This window comes from Sporomusa sp., from assembly GCF_057736855.1.
This window is the reverse complement of sequence record NZ_JBYKYF010000299.1, coordinates 1-1,336: the sequence shown is the minus strand read 5'-3', so window position 1 is coordinate 1,336 and position 1,336 is coordinate 1. Positions and strand designations below refer to the sequence as shown.

Here is a 1,336-nt window from a genome sequence, read left to right as displayed (position 1 = left end):
ACTGCCAACCAAATGCAGGTAAACAACGGTTTGTCCACTGTGTTTTATCAGCACTTCCTGCAACTTAGTCAGAATGGCCGGTGTCTCCTGCTCTTTGCGCAAAGTAATTCTAACCTCGACCCCTGCGTTTTCCAGCAACATAATATCGTCAGCCAATACTTTGGCACCTTCTTCGTGGATATTGAGTCGTCCGGAAACCAGAATCGGCAAATCTGGCGCCAGCAGGCGACCAGTTTTTTCAAACACTTTAGGAAATACAATGACTTCCACTTGTCCAGAGAAATCTTCCAGTGTAATAAAACACATCATGCTGCCGTTTTTAGTAGTAATTCGTTTCGCACTGGCAATTAACCCGCCCACTCGGATCGGTTGCCCATCAGTATATTGGCCTTCGGCTAAACTGCCCAGTGTGGGCAATGTCGCTAATTTCGCGCGGTATTTATCCAGCGGATGACCGGTTACGTAAAAACCGGTTATTTCTTTTTCTAACGCTAATATCTGCTCTTGGGGCATTTCAGGTATATCTGGCAAGGTAACATCATTTACACACTCTAAAGTATCATCGCCAAATAATCCCAACTGTCCTCTTGCCGCGTCTTTCTGCCGACAAGCAGCCACTTCGACGGCTTGCTCCAGCACATGCAATAACTGTGAACGGCGAACTTTGAGCGAATCAAAAGCCCCGCACTTAATCAAACTTTCAATCACCCGTTTATTCACGACCCGCATATCAACCCGGGAACAAAAATCAACAAGCGATGTAAATTTACCACCTGTTTGCCTGGCCTTAAGAATGCTCTCCAAAGCATTACCGCCAGCATTTTTTACCCCAGCCAAACCAAAACGGATTGCCTCACCGTCAACAGAAAACGAGCTGCCGCTGGCATTAATATCTGGCGGCAAAACCGCGATACCCCGACGGCGGCATTCCTCAATATAGTAACCCACCTTATCATTAGCCCCCATGACACTGGTAAGCAGTGCGGCGAAAAATTCCTGCGGATAGTGTGCCTTTAAATATGCTGTTTGATAAGCTACCAAGGCATAGGCAGCACTATGGGATTTGTTAAAACCGTAATCGGCAAAATGAGTCATGAGTTCAAAAATATCCTGGGCTAGTTTCGCGTCAATCCCCCGCTCAATGGCCCCTTTAAGGAAATTCTCGCGCTGCGCGTCCAAGACATCATGTTTCTTTTTTCCCATAGCCCGACGCAAAAGATCAGCTTGTCCCAGAGTAAACCCGGCCAATGTGGATGCAATTTGCATAACCTGTTCCTGGTACAAAATAACGCCAAAAGTATCTTTGAGGATGGGCTCTAAAAGCGGATGCAGATAG

At 46.6% G+C, this 1,336-nt stretch carries 1 protein-coding gene; it reads right to left on the bottom strand.

The window, feature by feature from the left end; all coding sequences use genetic code 11:
• On the bottom strand, positions 1–1,336 hold a 1,336-nt coding region (gene dnaE / locus AC29Z1_RS14995; protein WP_488272262.1), incomplete at both ends, for a DNA polymerase III subunit alpha.